The sequence below is a fragment of the Anoxybacteroides voinovskiense genome, from assembly GCF_014196205.1.
Classification (GTDB): Bacteria; Bacillota; Bacilli; order Bacillales; family Anoxybacillaceae; genus Anoxybacteroides; species Anoxybacteroides voinovskiense.
Map to the genome: position 1 here is coordinate 84981 of NZ_JACIDE010000002.1, position 20207 is coordinate 105187.

Here is a 20207-nt window from a genome sequence, read left to right on the forward strand (position 1 = left end):
TTTTTTTACAAAAAGTGAAAGGGGAGCGTCGCGCATGGTTCAAGGAAAAAATATTTTATTATGTGTCACTGGCGGGATTGCCGTTTATAAAGCAGCTGCGTTAACAAGCAAATTAACGCAGCGGGGAGCGAACGTGAAAGTCCTCATGAGCGAAGCGGCTTGCAAATTTGTTACGCCGCTGACGTTTCAAGCGTTATCACGCCATGACGTTTATATTGATACGTTTGAAGAAAAGCAGGCAGCGGTCATCGCCCATATTGATTTAGCCGATTGGGCCGATCTTGTCTTAGTCGCACCGGCAACGGCCAATACGATCGGGAAGCTCGCCAACGGAATCGCTGACAATATGGTAACGACAACGCTGCTTGCCACAACGGCACCTGTATGGATTGCCCCAGCGATGAACGTTCATATGTACGAGCATCCAGCAGTTCAAGAAAATATTGAAAAACTGATTCGTTTTGGCTACCGGTTTATTGAACCAGCGGAAGGGCATTTGGCATGCGGATATGTCGGAAAAGGAAGGTTGGAAGAACCAGAGACGATTATCGCTGCCATCGAACATTATTTTTCTCCGTCTTCCCAACTTTTAAAAGGAAAAAAAGTGCTCGTCACCGCAGGACCGACGCGGGAAAAAATCGATCCTGTCCGCTTTTTTACGAACCGGTCGACAGGAAAAATGGGCTATGCGATTGCCGAAGCTGCCGCCGCATTAGGGGCGGAAGTGATACTCATTTCTGGGCCAACGAACTTGCCAGCACCAGCACGTGTGAAAACAATCCGCATTGAATCAGCGCAGCAAATGTACGAAGAAGTGATGAAATATTTTCCGTATACAGACATTGTCATTAAATCGGCGGCAGTGGCGGATTATCGCCCGAAATATGTATTTCAAGAAAAAATGAAAAAACAGCCGGGTGATTTAGTGATTGAATTAGAGCGAACGATTGATATTTTAAAAACGCTTGGCGAGCAAAAAACGACACAATTTTTAGTCGGATTTGCAGCAGAAACGGAACACGTCGAGCAATACGCTCGAAAGAAACTAGAAAGCAAAAACTTAGATATGATTGTTGCCAACAACGTCGCGCAAGAAGGGGCAGGATTTGCTGGGGATACGAACATTGTCACCATTTTTAAACGGGACGGGTCGGTCATTTCTCTTCCACTGCTAGCGAAAAAGCAAGTGGCGGAAGAAATTTTAAAAGTGATTGCGGAGGAACTTCAGTGAAAATTGCCTCTGTCATTGTCGATGTTCCAGCGCGGCAAACCGACCGACCGTTTGATTATGAAATTCCTGCAAAATGGGAAGATGTGCTACAAGTGGGGATGCGTGTCACTGTTCCGTTCGGCGCAAGACGACTGCAAGGATTTGTTGTCGACATTAAAACGCATTCAGAAGCAAAGTCGCTTAAACCGATCGAAGCCATGTTAGACGTCACCCCAGTTTTAAACGAGGAGCTGTTGCAGCTGGGAAAATATTTAACAGAAACGACGCTTTGCTTTGCTATTTCTGCCTACCAAGCGATGCTTCCGGCAGCGATGAAAGCAAAGTATGAAAAAGAAATTCGGCTCGTTGACGAAGCGTATCGCCAAAAATTGCACCCGAGCGTCCAGCCGCTGTTTGCCAACCGCTCGGCGCTGTTGTGGAAAGAAATCGACGAAACAACCGTCCTTTCACGCTTGCAAAAAGACATTCAAAACGGATATTTAGAAGTCGTTTACCACGTGAAAGAAAAAGGGTCGAAAAAAATGGTGAAATATATCGCCTGCACGCTTACAAAAGAGCAGTGCGGCGAAGCGCTCCGGTCGCTTCCGGCAAATGCCACTAAACAAAGGCGACTACTTGAGCTGTTAGTATCGGCACAAAAAGGGTTACCACTGAAAGAAGCGCTCGAGCAAAGCAACGCGTCGCACGCGGCAGTCAAGGCACTTATCGATAAAGGAATCGTTCGCGAATATGAAGTCGAAACGTATCGCGACCCGTATGAACAGCGCCATTTTGCGAAAACCGTGCCGCTTTCGCTAACGAACGAACAACAACAAGCACTAGATGCCATTGTTGACAGTGTGCGAAAAAATGAGCATCACGTCTTTTTGCTGTATGGAGTGACGGGCAGCGGCAAAACAGAAGTATATATGCAGGCGATTGAAGAAGTGTTAGCCCGTGGGAAAGAAGCGATCGTTCTCGTTCCAGAAATTTCGCTTACGCCGCAAATGGTCGAGCGTTTTAAAGGGCGGTTCGGCTCGCAAGTCGCTGTGCTTCACAGCGGTCTTTCCGTTGGGGAAAAATACGACGAATGGCGGAAAATTCAACGAAAAGAAGTAAAACTTGTCGTCGGTGCCCGCTCGGCGATTTTTGCTCCGTTTGAAAACTTAGGCATGATTATTATTGATGAAGAACATGAAGCAAGCTATAAACAAGAAGAAACGCCGCGCTATCACGCTCGCGATGTCGCTATTTACCGCGCGCGCTTTCATCAGTGCCCAGTTGTGCTTGGCAGCGCCACCCCATCGCTCGAATCGTTTGCTCGCGCGAAAAAAGGGGTGTATCGTCTGTTGACGTTGCAAAAACGGATGAGCGAAAACGGCTTGCCGACGGTCAACATTATCGATATGCGTGAAGAGTTGCGGAGCGGCAACCGTTCAATGTTTTCGCGGTCGCTATTTGAAAAATTACAAGACCGTCTACAAAAAGGGGAACAAGCGGTGCTCTTTTTAAATCGGCGCGGCTATTCTACGTTTGTCATGTGCCGAGATTGTGGGTATGTGATCCGTTGTCCGCACTGCGATATTTCGCTTACGTACCACCGCGTGCAGCAGCGGCTAAAATGCCATTATTGCGGCTACGAAGAGCACGTTGCTTCGCGTTGCCCGTCGTGTACAAGCGAACACATTCGCTTTTTTGGAGCAGGAACACAAAAAGTGGAAGAGGAATTAACGAAATTGCTGCCGCAAGCGCGCGTCATTCGGATGGATGTCGACACGACGAGCCGAAAAGGGGCGCACGAACAGTTACTTTCTGCTTTCGGTGAAGGGAAAGCGGACATTTTGCTTGGCACCCAAATGATTGCCAAAGGGCTCGATTTTCCGAAGGTGACGTTAGTTGGTGTATTAACGGCAGATACGATGCTCCACCTTCCGGATTTTCGCGCCTGCGAAAAAACGTTTCAACTATTAACGCAAGTGAGCGGACGAGCGGGTCGGCATCACTTGCCAGGAGAAGTTGTCATTCAAACGTATACACCGGATCATTACAGCATTGAATTAGCCGCTTGCCACGATTATGAAACGTTTTATCAAAAAGAAATGTTCGTTCGCAAGCGACACGGCTATCCGCCGTTTTACTATTTAACCCTTATCACCGTTTCGCATCCAGAAATAACAAAAGCCGTAGCGGTGACAGAAAAAATTGCGGCATACGTGCGCAGCCAATTGTCAAAAGAAGCGGTCATCCTCGGACCGGTCGCTTCGCCAATTGCGCGGCTCCATGATAGATATCGTTACCAATGCATGATAAAATACAAGCGGGAGGCGATTACTGCTGTGTTAAAAAACGTGATTGACCGCTACCAGCAAGATATCTCCCAGGGAGAGTTGCAGCTGACGATTGACACCAACCCGTATATGATGATGTAAATTGGAGGAATCATTTTGGCGAAACTAACGATAGTTACGTATCCAGCAGAAATATTAGAAACCGTATGTGAAAAAGTCACACAATTTGACCGCTCGCTTGTCAAACTACTAAACGACATGTACGACACGATGCTAGAAGCGGACGGCGTTGGCTTAGCCGCTCCGCAAGTCGGCATCGCCAAGCAAATCGCCATTGTCGATATTGGCGATGAACACGGTCGAATGGAGTTAATCAATCCCGTCATTTTAGAAGCGCGCGGCGAACAAATTGGCCCGGAAGGATGTTTAAGTTTTCCAGGGCTATTTGGGGATGTCAGCCGAGCGGAATACGTAAAAGTGCGCGCGCAAAATCGGCACGGTCGCGTGTTTACGCTCGAAGCGACAGGCTTTTTAGCGCGGGCGTTGCAACATGAAATCGACCATTTGCATGGCGTTTTATTTACGACAAAAGTCATTCGATATTACGAATCAGAAGAATTGGAAGGTTTTTGACTGTTAATGATAAATGTATAAATATTTATAAAAATCTGACGATCATTTTATGTGAAAAAAGTCAAAAAGGGGCTGGGAGAAGATGATTCGCACGTACAAAGTCATGCTTCTGCCCAACAATAAGCAAAAGACGAAGCTTTTTCAATGCGCAGGTGTTGCCAGATGGGCGTATAACTTTGCATTAGCGCAACAACAAGAAAATTATAAACAAGGTGGTCAATTTTTGAGTGATGGCGAACTAAGAAAAAGGTTAACGCAGCTTAAACAAACGAAAGAGTACAGTTGGCTCAATCAATTCTCAAACAACATCACAAAACAAGCAATTAAAGATGCGTGTCAAGCCTACAAAAACTTTTTCGAAGGATGGGCGAAGTTTCCGAAGTTTAAAACAAAAAAGCGAACACGCCCAAGTTTTTATCAAGACACCGCCAAAATCAAAGTGACCGACACGCACGTGAAATTAGAAAAACTCACCCCTTCCAAAAAGAAAAAGAAACAGACATTCAATTGGATACGTTTGGCGGAACGAGGTCGTATTCCTCACGGTGCAAATATAAAGTATGTCAATCCGCGCATCGTGTTTGACGGAATGAACTGGTTTTTAACGGTCGGCGTAGAGGAAGGGGAAGTGAAACACGAAACGTACAGCGAAGGCATCGGCATTGATTTAGGGATAAAATCGTTCGCTACCGTCAGCAGTGGGATGACATTTCCTAACATCCATCACATGCCTCAAGTGAAAAAACTTGAAAAACAAATCAAACGAATGCAAAGAAAAATATCGCGAAAATATGAAATGAACAAAATCCAAATCGAAGGAGGTGAATTCCGTTACAGAAAAACGGAAAACATCAAGAAATATGAATTCCTTGTTTTGAAAAAACGCCGAAGGCTAAAAAATATCCAGCTAAACTATACCCACCACATCACAACGACGTTGGTGAAAACCAAGCCAGCGTATGTCGTGATGGAAGACTTGAATACAATCGGCATGTTAAAGAATCGGAAGCTATCGAAAGCGATTCAACAACAAACATTCCACGAGTTCAAGCGGCAAATGACGTACAAATGTGCATGGCATAGTATCGAGTTGATCGTGGCGGATCGTTTTTATCCGTCAAGCAAAATGTGCAGCTGTTGCGGTCATGTAAAAGAGAAGCTTTCTCTATCCGAACGGACGTATCGCTGTGAAGCTTGCGGGATAGAAATGGATCGCGACCTCAACGCGAGCATCAACTTGAAAAACTATGCTAAGTAAAGCACAACATGTACCCATACGTTAGTGGGGAAGTGAAGCCTTCGGAGCGCCAAGGAAACGAGAGTAGCTTTTCGCGAAATCGGGCGCGATGAACAAGGAAGGAAACATAGACTTTTATAGGTTTCTTATAAAGTCTTGTAAGTTTTCTGTAACGGATAGATACGTATGGTGCGAATTGTTTTTATGGGAACACCGGATTTTGCTGTTCCGGTGCTCCAACAACTCATTCACGACGGCTATAATGTCGTCGGTGTCGTTACACAGCCCGATAAACCAAAAGGACGCAAAAAAGAACTAACGCCGCCACCAGTGAAAGTGGAAGCGGAAAAACATGGCATCCCGGTATTGCAGCCAACAAAAATTCGCGAAAAAGAACAATACGAGCAAGTGCTTGCACTGAAGCCTGATTTAATCGTGACGGCTGCGTTCGGGCAAATTTTGCCGAAAGAATTGCTTGAAGCGCCATCGTACGGCTGCATTAACGTCCATGCGTCATTGTTGCCGGAATTGCGCGGCGGTGCACCGATTCATTATGCGATTTTGCAAGGAAAAACAAAGACGGGCATTACCATTATGTATATGGTCGAAAAGCTCGATGCCGGCGATATGTTGACGCAAGTGGAAGTGCCGATTACAGAAACAGATACGGTCGGTACGCTTCACGACAAATTAAGTACAGCAGGCGCGAAACTATTATCGGAAACGATTCCTTTATTGCTTGCCGGAAAAATTACGCCGATTCCGCAAGCAGAGGAAAAGGCAACGTTTGCGCCAAATATTAAGCGGGAACAAGAAAAAATCGATTGGACAAAAACAGGCGAAACGATTTACAACCACATTCGCGGCTTACATCCGTGGCCGGTCGCCTATACAACATACGAAGGGCAAGTGTGGAAAATTTGGTGGGGAGAAAAAGTCGCAGCACAAACAAACGCTGAACCAGGAACGATTATCGCTGTAGAACGCGATGGTATCGTCGTTGCGACAGGCAATGAAACGGCCATTAAAATTACCGAATTGCAGCCGTCCGGCAAAAAACGAATGAGCGCAGCGCAATTTTTGCTCGGCGCTGACATTATGATTGGGAAAAAGCTAGGAGATGACAATGAGTAAAAACGCACGAGAAATAGCGCTTGAAGCGCTTTTAGCAGTCGAAGAAAAAAAAGCATATAGCCATTTGTTGCTCAATCAACTGTTGCGCACAGAACCGCTGTCGGAAAAAGATAAGGGGCTATTGACAGAAATTATGTACGGCACCATCCAACGCCGTGACACGCTCGACTATTATTTGCGCCCGTTTCTGCAAAAAGCGCGGAAACTGCAACCGTGGGTGCGCATTTTGCTTCGGTTGTCGCTTTATCAAATGCTATATTTAGATCGCGTCCCGGACCGTGCCGTCATTTTTGAAGCGGTAGAAATCGCCAAAAAGCGCGGCCATCGCGGCATCGCGTCAATGGTAAATGGCGTATTGCGCGCGATTCAGCGCGAAGGTGTCCCGCCGCTTGCGGCAATCGAGGACGAGGTAGAGCGGCTTTCGGTTGCGACAAGCCATCCACATTGGCTCGTGAACCGCTGGGTGTTGCAATACGGGTTCGATACGACAAAAAAAATATGTGAAGCGAATTTATTGCCGCCAAAACAAACGGCTCGCGTCAATACCGCAAGAATAACGGTCGAAGAAGCGATAGAAAAACTAGCGGAAGAAGGCGTCGACGTCGTGCGCGGCGAAGTGGCGAAAGAAGCGGTGAAAGCGAAAAAAGGAAACTTAGCGAATACCGCCATGTTTCGCGATGGCTACATCACCATTCAAGACGAAAGTTCAATGCTCGTTGCAGCCGCGCTAAACCCAAGCGACCGTGAACGAGTACTTGATAGTTGTGCTGCCCCTGGCGGAAAAGCGACGCATCTTGCTGAACGAATGCACGGAACAGGAGAAGTCATCGCGCTTGATATTCATGACCATAAAGTAAAGTTAATTAATGAACAGGCGAAGCGGTTAAAGCTCGAAAACGTTACAGCGCGGGCGCTCGATAGCCGCCATGTTCGCGACTATTTTGCTGAGTCGTCATTTGACAAAATTTTAGTGGACGCGCCTTGTTCTGGATTTGGCGTCATTCGCCGCAAGCCGGAAATTAAATATGCGAAAACAGAAGCTGACTTGCCGGCGCTTTCTTCATTACAACTCGATATTTTAATGGCAGCAGCACCATTGTTAAAGGCTGGAGGTACGCTTGTGTACAGCACATGTACAATCGACCGTGACGAAAACGACGCAGTCGTGGACACTTTTTTGCAAAAGCATCCGGAATTTGTGCTTGATGATACGTTGCAAGAAAGAATGCCAGAAATAGTCCGCCCATATGTCAAAGGCGGCAAGCTATTGTTATTGCCGCATCATGTCGATTCCGACGGATTTTTTATCGCATCATTACGAAAGAAGGGGTAATATTGGAAAAAACAGCAGGATCAAACGAAACGAAAACGTATTTGCCATCCATTTATTCGCTTACACTCGAACAGTTGCAAGATTGGATGGTGGAGCATGGAGAAAAGCCGTTTCGGGCGACACAAATCTATGAATGGCTATACGGGAAACGAATCATATCGTTTGAAGACATGACAAACATCCCAAAAAGCTTGCGCGAAAAACTAGCCGAGCAGTTTACGATTACAACGCTAAAAACACTTGTGCAACAAACATCGAAAGACGGAACGATGAAATTTTTATTTGAGCTGCATGACGGCTATTCGATTGAAACGGTGCTCATGCGCCACGACTACGGCAATTCGATTTGCGTCACGACCCAAGTCGGTTGCCGCATCGGCTGTACGTTTTGCGCCTCGACGCTCGGCGGATTGAAGCGCCATTTAGAAGCAGGCGAAATTGTCGCCCAAGTGGTCAACGTACAAAAAGCGTTAGATGAGCAAAATGAGCGCGTCGACAGCATCGTCGTCATGGGAATTGGCGAGCCGTTTGACAACTACGACGAACTCATCAAATTTTTAAAAATTGTCAACCATCCGAAAGGGCTGCATATCGGTGCCCGTCATATTACCGTGTCGACGAGTGGCATTATTCCGAAAATTTATCAGTTCGCGGAAGAAGGAATGCAAATTAATTTTGCCATTTCCTTGCACGCACCGACAACGGAATTGCGCACGAAATTAATGCCCATTAACAAAGCATATCCGCTCCCGAAACTAATGGAAGCGGTACGCTACTACATCGAAAAAACAGGTCGGCGCGTCACGTTTGAATACGGCTTATTCGGTGGCGTCAACGATCAAATCGAGCACGCCGAACAATTATCCGCCCTGTTAAAAGGACTCAAGTGCCATGTCAACTTAATTCCCGTGAACTACGTCCCAGAACGCAACTACGTTCGAACGCCGCGCGAACAAATTTTTGCGTTTGAACGAACGCTGAAAAAACACGGAATTAATGTAACGATTCGCCGCGAACAAGGGCACGACATCGATGCAGCATGCGGGCAGCTTCGCGCGAAGGAGCGAAAAGAAGAGACGAGGTGAAACCGATGGACGCTGTTTTCCAAACGGATATTGGAAAAATTCGTTTACACAATGAAGACTGTGGCGGCATTTTTCAAAATAAAGACGGTTATTATTTAGCGGTTGTTGCCGACGGCATGGGCGGTCATCGAGCAGGCGATGTCGCGAGCGAAATGACGATTGCCTACTTGAAAAAAGAATGGGAAGAAACGGAAAACATCGTTTCTCCTGACAAAGCAGAGCAATGGTTAAAAGAGCATATTGCTACTATTAACCGTCTATTATTTGACCATTCGTTACAGCATGAAGAATGCCAAGGAATGGGAACGACGATTGTAAGCGCCATTTGCACCGAGCAATTCGCGACGATTGGTCACATTGGCGACAGCCGCTGTTATATTTTAAACCAGCACGGATTTCAACAAATTACCGAAGACCATTCGCTTGTAAATGAGCTTGTGAAAACAGGGCAAATTTCCAAAGAAGATGCTGAGCACCATCCACGGAAAAACGTGTTATTACGAGCGCTCGGAACAGAAAAAGAAGTAAAGCTAGATATGAAGACAATTACCGTCGATGCACACGATCAATTGCTCTTATGTTCGGACGGGCTATCGAATAAAGTATCGGAACAGACGATGACCGATATTTTAATGTCGGACCGACCGTTAAAAGAGAAAGCAGAGACGCTCGTTCGCTTAGCTAATGAGCATGGCGGCGAAGACAATATTACGTTAGCAATCGTACAATTTTCATCGGAATGTGAAAGCGGGTGAGGAGCGTGCTCATTGGCAAACGATTAAACGAACGGTATAAAATCGTTAGCTTGCTTGGTGGCGGCGGCATGGCTAATGTATATTTAGCGAGAGACATGATTTTAGATCGCGACGTCGCCATTAAAGTGCTTCGCTTTGACTTTGCGAACGATGAGCAATTTATTAAACGGTTTCGTCGGGAAGCGCAGGCAGCAACAAGCTTAAACCATGAAAATATCGTCAGCATTTACGACGTTGGCGAAGACGAAGGCGTTTATTATATTGTGATGGAATATGTGCGCGGTTCGACGTTAAAACAATATATTCAACAGCACGCTCCATTAAGTGTACCAAAAGCGCTTGATATTATGGAGCAACTCACTTCCGCTATTGCGCATGCTCATGCGAATCGAATCATTCATCGTGACATTAAGCCGCAAAATATTTTAATTGACGAGCATGGAAAAGTGAAAATTACCGACTTTGGCATCGCGGTAGCATTAAGTTCAACGACGATTACGCAAACCAATTCCGTACTTGGTTCGGTGCATTATTTATCGCCAGAGCAAGCGCGCGGAGGAGTGGCGACCGAAAAATCAGACATTTATTCGCTTGGTATTGTCATGTTTGAGCTGCTGACTGGTCGTCTTCCGTTTTCTGGGGAATCAGCGGTGTCGATTGTACTAAAACATTTACAGACGGAAACGCCGTCGCCAAAAGCGTGGAATCCCTCTATTCCACAAAGCGTCGAAAACGTGATTTTAAAGGCGACAGCAAAAGACCCGTTTTATCGCTATCAATCGGTGCAGGAAATGAACGAAGACATTCGAACCGCCTTAAACCCTGACCGGTTGCATGAAGCCAAATTCACCATTCCAGACGACGAAGAAGCGACAAAAGCGGTACCGATTATGAAAGATTCATTCGCAGAAAAAACGACTGTGCGCGAAGAGCGAAATGAGCCAGAAAAAGAGCCAGCAAAAGAAAAAAAGAAAAAGAGATGGCTTAGTTGGTTTGTCGCACTGCTTCTCCTTGTAGCTATTGCCGGGGTAAGTATGTTCACTTGGGTTCCAGCGGTGTTTTTTCCAAAAGACATTACCGTTCCCGACGTGACGAACGAGGAGTACGACAAAGCGGTCGCCAAGTTATCGTCGCTTGGGTTTGAAATTAAAGAAACGAAAGAAGTGGAAGATGACGAAATTAAAGAAGGATACGTCGTCCGCACAGAGCCGAAAGCAGGCGAAGTGGTGAAAGAAGGAACGGCGGTGACGATTTATAAAAGCATCGGCAAGAAAAAAGTTGAATTTGGCGATTATGTTGGCCAAGATTTTCCAACCGTCGAAGAGCAATTAAAAAACGAACACTTTTTAATCGTTCGCCGCATCGAACGATATAGCGAAGAACCGGCAGGAACGATTCTCGAGCAATTCCCTTCTCCAGGGGAAAAAGTCGTTCCCGAAGAAACGGAAGTAGAATTTACGGTAAGCGCCGGAACGCCGAAAGTGATGCTAAAAGATTTAACTGGTTATACGGAAAAAAGCGTTCGTGACTATGCCCAAGAGCAACAGTTAAACGTTGTCGTCAAACACGAATATTCCGATCAAGTGCCAGAAGGGATCGTTATTTCGCAACTCCCAAGCGCCAACACGGAACTGCAAAAAGGAGATACGATCACCGTTATTATTTCCCGCGGGCAAGAGCCAAAGCCGAATAAAACGGTCATTAAAGAAATTGACATTCCATACGATTCCGACCAACATGGAGAAGTAATAGAAGCACAGTTGTATATTCAAGATGCTAACCATGATATGACGAAACCATATAAGACGTATCGATTGACAGCACCGGTTAAAGAAACGGTAGAGTTTGTCATTCCGTATAATGGACAAGCGTACTATCGGGTGATTGTCAATCATGTCGTGAAACAAGAAGGAACGATTCCGTATCCAAACGAAAAAAAGGAGTGAAGCTATGGCAGAAGGAAAAATTATTAAAGCATTAAGCGGATTTTATTACGTACTTAGCGAAGGGAAAATCGTTCAATGCCGCGGACGAGGAGTGTTTCGCGCGCAAAAAATAACGCCGCTTGTCGGCGATGACGTCGTTTTTGAAGCGACGTCGCCAACGGACGGATACATTATGAAAGTACATGAACGAAAAAACGAACTCGTGCGCCCGCCGATTGCTAACGTTGACCAAGCGGTGCTCGTTTTTTCTGCGGTAGAACCTGATTTTAGTGCCGTTCTTCTCGACCGTTTTCTTGTGCTCATTGAATCGAAAGACATTCGCCCACTCATTGTCGTCAATAAAATGGATTTATTGACAGAAAAAACGAAGCCGTTAGTTGAAGCGTATATCGATGACTACCGCCGCATTGGGTATGATGTCATTCAAACATCGACGGTGGAGAATAGCGGAGTGGAACAGCTTCTTCCGTATTTCGCCAATAAAACATCCGTGTTTGCTGGTCAATCCGGTGTAGGAAAATCATCGATTTTAAATGCGATTCGTCCGGATTTACAGTTAAAAACAAACGATATTTCCCAGCATTTAGGGCGAGGAAAACATACGACACGGCATGTGGAACTAATCGAAATTGGCGACGGACTTGTCGCTGATACACCTGGATTTAGCGCCCTTGAATTTAACGACATCGAAGAAGAGCAGCTCCCTATGTGTTTTCCGGAGTTTGTGAAACGGAGCGACGAATGCAAGTTTCGCGGCTGCATGCATATAGCAGAGCCAAAATGTGCGGTGAAAAAAGCGCTAGAAGCGGGAGAAATCCCTTCCTACCGCTATGACCATTACGTTCGGTTTATGGAGGAAATAAAAGAACGAAAGACGAGGTATTAGATGATGATTAAAATTGCTCCTTCGATTTTATCGGCTAATTTTGCTAAATTAGAAGAAGAAATTCGCGACGTTGAACGAGGCGGAGCCGACTATATTCATGTCGATGTCATGGACGGTCATTTTGTGCCAAATATGACAATCGGTCCGCTTGTCGTAGAGGCGATTCGTCCGGTGACAACATTGCCGCTCGATGTCCATTTAATGATTGAACAGCCTGACCGATACATCCCAGCGTTTGCAAAAGCGGGCGCTGACTATTTATCGGTTCATGTTGAAGCGTGTCCGCATTTGCATCGAACGATTCATTTCATAAAAGAACATCGGGTAAAAGCGGGGGTCGTTTTAAACCCGCATACCCCTGTTTCGATGATTGAACACGTTTTAGATGATGTCGATTTAGTGTTGTTAATGACAGTAAATCCAGGGTTTGGGGGGCAAACATTTATTCATTCGGTGCTCCCGAAAATTACTCGTGTCGCCCAATTAGTGAAAGAGCGGAACTTGCAAGTGGAAATTGAAGTGGACGGGGGAGTAAATGCACAAACGGCTCGTCTTTGCATCGAAGCAGGGGCGAACGTGCTTGTCGCTGGTTCCGCTGTTTACAACGAAACCGATCGGGCGGCAGCGATTCGGGCAATTCGTGGAGATCATTAAACGGAAGGCAGTCGCCTTCCGTTTTTCGATAGGAGGGAAAACGATGATTATTCATATTGTCGGCGGTGGTCCAAACGAGTGCATGCCTTCTTTTCAGCGTTACGACGGAGAAGAAGTTCAGTGGGTCGGCGTCGATCGCGGCGTATGGACATTATTGAACGCTGGCATACGTCCCGTCAAAGCGTTCGGCGATTTCGATTCGCTCGATGCAGAGGAACTCCGACACGTGCAAACAGCGTTGGAATTAGATATATGGCCGGCGGAAAAAGACAAAACGGATATGGAAATTGCGCTAGACTGGGCAGTGCAGCGTGATGTGGAGCTGATTCGACTTTTCGGTGCGACTGGTGGACGGCTTGATCATTTATTTGGCAACGTTCAGTTATTAGTGAAATATATAAACAAACGAATCGAAATGGTCGACAAACAAAACACCATCACCGTTCATCTTCCAGGGACGTACACCGTTTTCGCAAACGAATATCCGTATGTTTCGTTCGTTCCAATTTCTCTTGACGTCACGGGCTTAACGCTAAAAGGATTTAAATATCCGTTAACAAATTGTCATATTCCGCTTGGTTCGACACTATGTATTAGTAATGAACTCATCCAATCTTCCGGTACTTTTTCGTTTACGGAAGGCATATTAATGATGATAAGAAGCAAAGATTTAGGCGGGGACGTTTAGGTACTATTTTTCGTCAGGCGAATATACTAGTTAGAGAAGCGAAGCTCGTCACGATAGTTGAGGAGGGATCGGAATGAAGTTTTACACGATTAAGCTGCCAAAATTTCTCGGCGGAATTGTACGGGCGGTGTTAAATTCCTTTAAAAAAGGATAATAAAAAAGCACCAGTCTTTGGTGCTTTTTTATTTCGTGTAGGGATTATACACGCTCGATTTTTCCTGATTTAAGCGCACGTGCAGAAACCCAAACACGTTTTGGTTTTCCGTCTACTAAAATGCGCACTTTTTGAAGGTTTGCTTTCCATGTACGTTTATTAGCGTTCATTGCGTGTGAACGAGAGTTCCCGAAAGATTTTTTCTTTCCAGTTACAAAGCATTTTGCCATCTTTTTTCCCTCCTTGCTTTCCAAACAAATCATCGCATGCTAAAAACACTACTATAATTTATCATACAAAAGAAGAGATTGCAATAGCTCAAGTGCAGTGTTTCAAGAAAATTCCCTTGACATATGATTATATTTTCGGCTAAATAATACTAGTGGGTGAAGGGGTACTTTTAAAAAGGGTGCTTGTGTAGTAAAATGGCGGTAGCTATATTTCCGAAGGAGGAACCCGATATGTCCATGGAACTACAAACAAAGTATGGACGCATTGAAGTAGAGAATGATGTAATTGCCACAATCGCTGGAGGAGCAGCGGTAGATTGTTACGGCATCGTTGGGATGGCATCAAAAAATCAATGGAAAGATGGTCTTTCGGACATTTTACGCCGCGAAAACTTTTCGAAAGGTGTCATTGTCCGTGAAGAAAATGGCGAAGTGCATATCGATATGTACATTATCGTCAGCTACGGTGTGAAAATTTCTGAAGTGGCTCATAACGTGCAAACGAAAGTGAAATATACGCTTGACCAAACATTAGGGTTAGCAGTGCAGTCGATTAACATCTATGTTCAAGGGGTTCGCGTCACGAACCCGTAGTACAGTAAGGAGGAATACACTGGTGACAATTCGGACGTTAGACGGAAGACGGTTTGCCAATATGGTCGTAAAGGGGGCGCAACATTTAGCAAACAATGCGAAAGCAGTTGATGCGCTCAACGTCTTTCCGGTTCCAGACGGAGATACAGGAACGAACATGAATCTATCGATGACTTCTGGCGCAAAAGAAGTGAAGGCGCAATCGTCAGAACATATCGGAAAAATGGCTGGCGCGCTCGCCAAAGGGTTGTTAATGGGAGCGCGCGGCAATTCGGGTGTAATTTTATCCCAATTGTTCCGTGGATTTGCCAAAGCGGTAGAAGGAAAGCAAACAATTACAAGCACAGAGTTTGCCGAAGCGTTAGAAGCGGGGGTTGCCACTGCTTATAAGGCGGTTATGAAGCCGGTGGAAGGAACGATTTTAACGGTTGCGAAAGATGCGGCGAAACGCGCGGTGGCGGTCGCGAAAAAACAGCCTGATCTCGTAGCGGTGATGGAAGAAGTCGTGAAAGAAGCAAAAGCATCGTTAGCGCGTACGCCTGATTTGCTTCCTGTGCTAAAAGAAGTCGGCGTTGTCGATAGCGGTGGTCAAGGGTTAGTGTATGTGTACGAAGGGTTTTTAGCAGAATTAAAAGGCGAAGCGGTCGAAGACTTAAAAACCGAAACCGTTTCCATGGAAGAACTTGTAAAGACGGAGCATCATAAAAGCGTGCAAAGCCATATTCATACCGATGAGATTGAGTTTGGGTATTGCACAGAATTTATGGTTCGATTTGAGGCGGACAAGCTGCGTGAGCATCCGTTTTCCGAAGAAACATTCCGGCAAGCGTTAAGCCAATTTGGCGATTCGTTACTAGTCATTGCAGACGATGAACTCGTGAAAGTCCATATTCATGCAGAGCATCCAGGCGAAGTGTTAACATACGGCCAACGCTACGGTAGCTTATTAAATATTAAAATTGAAAACATGCGCGAACAACATGCCAATATCGTCAACGAGCCAAAAACAGACACAAAACCGAAACAAAAACAGCCGTACGGAATCGTGACGATTGCGATGGGGAATGGCATTGCCGAATTGTTTAAAAGCATCGGAGCACATGCCGTCATTGAAGGCGGGCAGACGATGAATCCAAGCACCGAAGAAATCATCAAAGCGATCGAAAGCGTTCATGCGGAAACGGTGTTTGTCTTGCCAAACAATAAAAACATTATTATGGCAGCAGAGCAGGCAGCATCGGTCGCCGACAGTCGCGTCATCGTCATTCCGACGAAAACAGTTCCGCAAGGCATGACCGCTATTTTAGCGTTCAATCCATCCATAGCGGCGGAGCAAAATGAAAAAGCGATGCTCGCAGCACTATCGCAAGTAAAAACTGGACAAGTAACGTTTGCGGTGCGCGATACGACGATTGATGGAATCGAAATTGCAGAAGGCGACTATATGGGCATTGCCGACGGAAAAATTGTCGTATCAGAAAAGGATAAATTAAACGTTGCGAAACAGTTGCTTGCAGCGTTAATCGACGAAGACGCTGAACTTGCGACGGTATTATATGGAGAAGACGCGACCGAAGAAGAAGTGGCGGCAATCGTCCATTACTTAGAAGAAACATACCCAGACGTGGAAGTGGAAGTACATAACGGTGAACAACCGTTATATCCGTTTATCTTTTCGGTTGAATAATATGTTAGAATAGTAGAAGGGGAATCCCCCTTCTATTTTATTGGGGCGAAGGGAGAAGGCAGCATGAAGTATAAAAGCGTATTTGACATTATCGGTCCGATTATGATTGGGCCATCGAGCTCGCATACAGCAGGCGCCGCAAGAATCGGCAGAGTGGCCCGCAGCTTATTTGGCAGACAGCCAAAGTGGGCGCATATTTTCTTTTACGGCTCGTTTGCGCAAACGTATAAAGGACACGGAACGGATGTCGCTATTGTCGGCGGCTTGTTAGATTTCGATACATTTGACGAACGCATTAAATCGTCGTTGCAAATTGCCAAACAAGAAGGGCTTGCAGTAACTTTTTATGAAGAAGAAGCAGTGCCGAACCATCCAAACACGGCGAAAATCCATATTGGCGACGAAAATGGAGAACTTGAGCTTGTCGGTATTTCGATCGGTGGAGGAAAAATTGAAATTACCGAATTAAACGGTTTTGAATTAAAGCTTTCCGGACATCATCCAGCGCTTCTCATTATGCACAACGACCGCTATGGTACAATCGCTTCGGTGGCAAATGTCCTCGCGAAATACGCCATTAATATCGGGCATATGGAAGTATCGCGAAAAGAAAAAGGGAAAGAAGCACTTATGACGATTGAGGTCGATCAATCGATCGATGACGCAATCGTGAAAGAATTAGAACAGCTTCCGCATATTATTCAAGTGACGAAAATTGTTGACTAACGACAAGAAAGCGTTTACAGACACAAAGGGGTGGCAACTGAGATGTTTCGAAATGTGGCGGAATTAGTGGAATTGGCAGAAAGCCAGCAAATCAAAATTGCTGAAGTGATGATTCGGCAAGAAATCGAAGTGACCGGAAAAAGTCGCGAAGAAATTTTTGCGCAAATGGATAAAAATTTACAAGTAATGGAACAAGCGGTGATGAGAGGGTTAGCCGGCGTTTCCTCGCACTCTGGCTTAACGGGCGGTGATGCTGTTTTGTTGCAAAACTATATTCGCCAAGGTCGCTTTTTGTCAGGTGAAACGATTTTAGATGCGGTTAGCAAAGCGGTCGCCACAAACGAAGTCAATGCAGCGATGGGGATCATTTGCGCAACGCCGACTGCTGGGTCTGCTGGTGTTGTGCCAGGGACGTTGTTTGCAGTAACAGAGAAATTGCAGCCGACGCGAGAGCAAATGGTTGAATTTTTATTTACCGCCGGTGCGTTTGGCTTCGTTGTCGCCAACAACGCTTCGATTTCTGGAGCAGCGGGCGGCTGTCAAGCAGAGGTTGGTTCTGCAACCGGAATGGCAGCAGCAGCGCTTGTTGAAATGGCTGGGGGAACGCCAAGCCAAGCAGCGGAAGCAATGGCGATAGCGTTAAAAAATATGTTAGGATTAGTATGTGACCCTGTCGCAGGCTTAGTAGAAGTCCCATGTGTAAAACGGAATGCGATGGGGGCAGCGAATGCGATGGTGGCGGCCGATATGGCACTTGCCGGCATTAAAAGCCGCATCCCGTGCGACGAAGTCATCGAAGCGATGTATCGGATCGGCGAAACGATGCCGACCGCTTTAAAAGAAACTGCACAAGGGGGGTTAGCAGCAACGCCGACTGGCCGCGCACTAGCGGCGAAAATTTTCGGCGTTTCACAGACGTGAATATATGGCAACAACCTGTCACAGAAATAAAAGGAATTGGCGAAGAAACGAGCGAATCGTTTCGGGAGATGGGCATTGAAACAATTGGCGATTTATTAACGTATTTTCCATTTCGTTATGAAGACTATGAAGTTCGTGATTTAGCGGACGTGAAGCATGAGGAAAAAGTAACAGTCGAGGGGAAGGTTCATAGCGAACCTTCTCTTACGTATTATGCCCGCCAAAAATCGCGCCTAACGTTTCGGCTGCTCGTCGATCGGTATTTAATTACAGTCACTTGCTTTAATCGGCCATATTTAAAAACGAAGCTTGCGATCAACGAAACGGTGACGGTCACCGGAAAATGGGACCAACATCGCCAAACGATTACGGCGATGGAAATAAAATTTGGCGCACTTCCGGAAAAACGGGAACTAGAGCCGGTCTACTCAACAAGAGGAGCACTTACGGTCAAAGGGATGCGCCGGTTTATGAAATTGGCATTAGCACAATTTGGGGCGTCCATTGAAGAAACGTTGCCACCGTCGCTACTACAGGCATATCGGTTATGGACGAAAAAAGAAGCGCTCGCCGCGATTCATTTTCCTTCCTCGCATGAGGCGTTGAAACAGGCGCGGCGCCGCCTCGTCTATGAAGAGTTTTTATTATTTCAACTAAAAATGCACGCGCTCCGCAAAATTCAGCGCGAACATTCCAAAGGAATTGCCCATGACTTTCCGCAAGAAAAATGGCAGCAATTTATTGAGCAACTTCCGTTTCCATTAACTGGCGCCCAGCAGCGGGTCGTTGGCGAAATTATAAACGATATGCGAGCACCGTATCGAATGAATCGGCTATTGCAAGGGGACGTCGGCTCTGGAAAAACGGTCGTTGCCGCTATCGCTTTATATGCTACCGTGTTGTCTGGCTACCAAGGGGCATTAATGGTGCCGACAGAAATTTTAGCAGAGCAGCATGCCCACTCGCTTCGCCAGTTGTTAGAGCCGGTAGGCGTTTCCGTCGAATTATTAACAAGTTCGGTTAAAGGAAAGCGACGAAAAGAATTGCTCGAAAAGCTGATGGCAGGGCAACTCGATATCGTGATTGGTACACATGCGCTCATTCAAGAGGACGTAAATTTTCATCGGCTTGGGTTAGTCATCACGGACGAACAGCACCGCTTTGGGGTGGAACAGCGGCGCGTTTTGCGAGAAAAAGGCGAATCGCCAGATGTATTGTTTATGACCGCCACCCCCATCCCTCGGACGTTAGCAATTACTGCGTTTGGTGAAATGGATGTTTCCGTGATTGATGAAATGCCAGCGGGACGCAAAAAAGTAGAAACGTATTGGGTCAAGCATAACATGCTAGAGCGCGTGTTACAGTTTATCGACAAAGAAGTGCAAAAAGGGCGGCAAGCGTATGTCATTTGTCCGCTTATTGAAGAATCGGAAAAATTAGACGTGCAAAATGCCATCGATGTTCATAGCATGCTCGTCCACCATTACCGGGGGAAATACCGAATTGGCTTAATGCACGGTCGTCTTTCGGCAGAAGAAAAAGAGGAAGTGATGAAGGCGTTCAGCCGCAACGACGTCCATATTTTAGTGTCGACGACCGTCGTCGAAGTCGGCGTCAACGTGCCAAACGCGACGGTAATGGTCATTTATGATGCCGAACGGTTCGGATTGGCGCAGCTTCATCAGCTTCGTGGGCGCGTCGGACGCGGCAGCGAACAATCGTATTGTATTCTCGTTGCTGACCCGAAATCGGAAACGGGAAAAGAGCGGATGCGCATTATGACCGAAACGAACGACGGCTTTTTGTTGTCGGAAAAAGATTTAGAGCTTCGTGGGCCTGGTGACTTTTTCGGTACAAAGCAAAGCGGCATGCCGGAATTTAAATTAGGAGATGTCGTGCATGACTACCGCATTTTAGAAGTGGCGCGGAACGATGCAGCGAAGCTCATTCATTCTCGCGCCTTTTGGCACGAGGAAGCGTATCGTCCGCTGCGAGCGTATTTAGAGCAGTCGGGCGTGTTGAATGGCGAAAAATTAGATTAGTCGG

General features: G+C 46.1%; 19 protein-coding genes. 18 read left to right on the top strand and 1 reads right to left on the bottom strand.

The genetic code is table 11. The features are described 5' to 3' along the window. Positions 1-34 precede the first annotated feature (34 nt). From coaBC to spoVM, 13 genes are all read left to right on the top strand, one after another. On the top strand, positions 35-1231 hold the full coding sequence (gene coaBC, locus GGR02_RS01650; protein WP_183183023.1) for a bifunctional phosphopantothenoylcysteine decarboxylase/phosphopantothenate--cysteine ligase CoaBC: 1197 nt from the start codon (positions 35-37) through the stop codon (positions 1229-1231). Beyond that, complete coding sequence (gene priA, locus GGR02_RS01655) at positions 1228-3639, top strand: primosomal protein N' (protein WP_183183024.1); 2412 nt, start codon at positions 1228-1230, stop codon at positions 3637-3639. Before coaBC ends, priA begins: the two co-directional genes overlap by 4 nt. Before the next feature lie 15 nt (positions 3640-3654). Then, positions 3655-4131, top strand: a complete 477-nt coding sequence (gene def, locus GGR02_RS01660) for a peptide deformylase (protein WP_183183025.1) — start codon at positions 3655-3657, stop codon at positions 4129-4131. 82 nt (positions 4132-4213) lie between these two features. Continuing rightward, positions 4214-5389, top strand: coding sequence for an RNA-guided endonuclease InsQ/TnpB family protein (locus GGR02_RS01665; RefSeq protein WP_183183026.1), 1176 nt, complete (start codon positions 4214-4216; stop codon positions 5387-5389). Positions 5390-5554: 165 nt separating this feature from the next. Then, entirely contained in the window at positions 5555-6502 is a 948-nt protein-coding gene (fmt, locus tag GGR02_RS01670; protein ID WP_183183027.1) for a methionyl-tRNA formyltransferase, read from the top strand. Further along, positions 6495-7835 (top strand): 16S rRNA (cytosine(967)-C(5))-methyltransferase RsmB, encoded by a 1341-nt coding sequence (gene rsmB, locus GGR02_RS01675; RefSeq protein ID WP_183183028.1) that lies wholly within the window; start codon positions 6495-6497, stop codon positions 7833-7835. Before fmt ends, rsmB begins: the two co-directional genes overlap by 8 nt. Then, the gene (gene rlmN / locus GGR02_RS01680) at positions 7835-8920 is read left to right on the top strand and encodes a 23S rRNA (adenine(2503)-C(2))-methyltransferase RlmN (RefSeq protein ID WP_183183150.1); all 1086 of its coding nucleotides are present in this window, start codon (positions 7835-7837) and stop codon (positions 8918-8920) included. The genes rsmB and rlmN overlap by 1 nt, the downstream gene beginning before the upstream one ends. A gap of 5 nt (positions 8921-8925) precedes the next feature. Beyond that, the gene (locus GGR02_RS01685) at positions 8926-9675 is read left to right on the top strand and encodes a Stp1/IreP family PP2C-type Ser/Thr phosphatase (RefSeq protein WP_183183029.1); all 750 of its coding nucleotides are present in this window, start codon (positions 8926-8928) and stop codon (positions 9673-9675) included. Between the two features lie 5 nt (positions 9676-9680). Further along, complete coding sequence (pknB, locus tag GGR02_RS01690; protein ID WP_183183030.1) at positions 9681-11621, top strand: Stk1 family PASTA domain-containing Ser/Thr kinase; 1941 nt, start codon at positions 9681-9683, stop codon at positions 11619-11621. Positions 11622-11625: 4 nt separating this feature from the next. Then, a complete protein-coding gene (gene rsgA / locus GGR02_RS01695) occupies positions 11626-12507 on the top strand; it encodes a ribosome small subunit-dependent GTPase A (RefSeq protein ID WP_183183031.1) in 882 nt (293 codons plus the stop codon). A 3-nt stretch (positions 12508-12510) separates the two neighbouring features. Then, positions 12511-13161 (top strand): ribulose-phosphate 3-epimerase, encoded by a 651-nt coding sequence (gene rpe / locus GGR02_RS01700; RefSeq protein ID WP_183183151.1) that lies wholly within the window; start codon positions 12511-12513, stop codon positions 13159-13161. A gap of 43 nt (positions 13162-13204) precedes the next feature. After that, positions 13205-13849 carry a thiamine diphosphokinase gene (locus tag GGR02_RS01705; protein WP_183183032.1) on the top strand — a complete coding sequence of 215 codons (645 nt, stop codon included), beginning with the start codon at positions 13205-13207 and terminating at the stop codon, positions 13847-13849. Between the two features lie 73 nt (positions 13850-13922). Beyond that, entirely contained in the window at positions 13923-14003 is an 81-nt protein-coding gene (spoVM, locus tag GGR02_RS01710; protein WP_062048621.1) for a stage V sporulation protein SpoVM, read from the top strand. A 44-nt stretch (positions 14004-14047) separates the two neighbouring features. Here the strand turns inward: spoVM and rpmB are convergent, their stop codons facing one another. Next, a complete protein-coding gene (gene rpmB / locus GGR02_RS01715; protein ID WP_027408176.1) occupies positions 14048-14233 on the bottom strand; it encodes a 50S ribosomal protein L28 in 186 nt (61 codons plus the stop codon). Between the two features lie 231 nt (positions 14234-14464). On the opposite strand from rpmB, the gene GGR02_RS01720 reads away from it, so the two are divergent. From GGR02_RS01720 to recG, 5 genes are all read left to right on the top strand, one after another. Then, complete coding sequence (locus GGR02_RS01720) at positions 14465-14827, top strand: Asp23/Gls24 family envelope stress response protein (protein WP_066323693.1); 363 nt, start codon at positions 14465-14467, stop codon at positions 14825-14827. 22 nt (positions 14828-14849) lie between these two features. Next, positions 14850-16514: a DAK2 domain-containing protein gene (locus GGR02_RS01725; RefSeq protein WP_183183033.1), complete on the top strand. Its 1665-nt coding sequence runs from the start codon at positions 14850-14852 to the stop codon at positions 16512-16514. 63 nt (positions 16515-16577) lie between these two features. Beyond that, entirely contained in the window at positions 16578-17240 is a 663-nt protein-coding gene (gene sdaAB, locus GGR02_RS01730) for an L-serine ammonia-lyase, iron-sulfur-dependent subunit beta (protein WP_183183034.1), read from the top strand. Between the two features lie 42 nt (positions 17241-17282). Continuing rightward, a complete protein-coding gene (gene sdaAA, locus GGR02_RS01735) occupies positions 17283-18161 on the top strand; it encodes an L-serine ammonia-lyase, iron-sulfur-dependent, subunit alpha (protein ID WP_221210649.1) in 879 nt (292 codons plus the stop codon). Next, complete coding sequence (gene recG, locus GGR02_RS01740; protein WP_229706028.1) at positions 18158-20203, top strand: ATP-dependent DNA helicase RecG; 2046 nt, start codon at positions 18158-18160, stop codon at positions 20201-20203. The genes sdaAA and recG overlap by 4 nt, the downstream gene beginning before the upstream one ends. The last annotated feature ends 4 nt before the right edge of the window (positions 20204-20207 follow it).